Annotated in this window: 1 protein-coding gene; it reads right to left on the bottom strand. The window is 63.6% G+C overall.

Annotated features, from left to right (window positions below; genetic code table 11):
• Positions 1-26: 26 nt before the first annotated feature.
• Complete coding sequence (locus ACFWWQ_RS29680) at positions 27-1,109, bottom strand: IS630 family transposase (RefSeq protein ID WP_384602361.1); 1,083 nt, start codon at positions 1,107-1,109, stop codon at positions 27-29.
• Positions 1,110-1,178: the final 69 nt, after the last annotated feature.

The raw sequence follows: 1,178 nt of genomic DNA, 5'->3' as shown, positions 1-1,178 counted from the left end.
TCTAGTGTCTCGTGATCCTGTTCATGTCAGTTCGAGTTGTTATTGACGAGTTTCTTCACGTTAGTCGCGACGAGCCGGACCTTCGCGAGGACCTCGCCGGCAGTCGCGGTCCAGGTGAACGGTTTCGCCGCCGTGTTCCAGGAGTTGATGTAGTCGCGGATCTGTTTGATCAGGACATTGACGCTGGCGAACGTGCCGCGGCGGATGGACTGCCGGGTGAGAATTCCGAACCAGATCTCGATCTGGTTCAGCCACGAGGAGCCGACGGGAGTGAAATGGAAGTGGACGTGCGGGTTCTTGACCAGCCACTCCTTGACCTCCGGGGTGGTGTGCGTCGAGAGGTTGTCCAGGACGACATGTATGTCCTTCCCGGCGTGCGGTTTCACCGCCTTCTTCAAGAAGGCCAGGAAGTCCTTGCCGTTCCGGGTCGGCTTGCACTCGCCGAGCACATCGCCGGTGGTCACGTTCAGGGCGGCGAACAGGTTCGTGGTGCCGTGCCGGACGTAGTCGGCGGTGCGTTTCTCGCTCGCCGCGAAGGCAACCGGCAGCACCGGCTGGGTCCGGTCCAGCGCCTGGATCTGCGTTTTCTCGTCGATCGAGAGGACCACCGCACCGCCCGGCGGGGCCAGATACAGGCCGATCACATCCGCCACTTTCTCCGCGAACGCGGGGTCTCTGGAAAGCTTGAAAGTGCCGCTGCGGTGCGGTTTCAGGCTCTCCTCCCGCCAGACGCGCGCGATGTAGTGCCAGGACACGGCGATGTTCTCGGTCCGCTTCAGGTACTTCGCCAACTCGCGTGTGGACCAGTGCGAAAGCCCCGTAGCGTCTGGCGGCGTCATACGCGTCAGCGCGATCACCCGGGCCCGCACCCGCGCCGGCACCTGTTCCCGTGCACCACCGGGACGCTCCCCTTCCAGCCCGGCCAGTCCCTGCTCGACGTAACGACGTTTCCAGCGGTCCACTGTCGGCAGCGATACGCCAAGCAGTGCAGCAATGTCCTTACGCTGACGGCCCTCGCTCGACCACAGCACGATCCGGCCCCGCGTCGCGATGTCGGCGGGTACGTCCCGGCTGTTCACCAACTCCCGCAACTCGGCGGCCTGTTCCACAGAGAGCTCCACGCCAAGAGACCCTGCCACACAAGATCACGTAACGCTGACGGAATCACGAGACACTAG

It is taken from the genome of Streptomyces sp. NPDC059080, assembly GCF_042739975.1.
Lineage (GTDB): Bacteria > Actinomycetota > Actinomycetes > Streptomycetales > Streptomycetaceae > Streptomyces > Streptomyces benahoarensis.
This window is presented reverse-complemented; position numbering and strand designations above follow the sequence as displayed.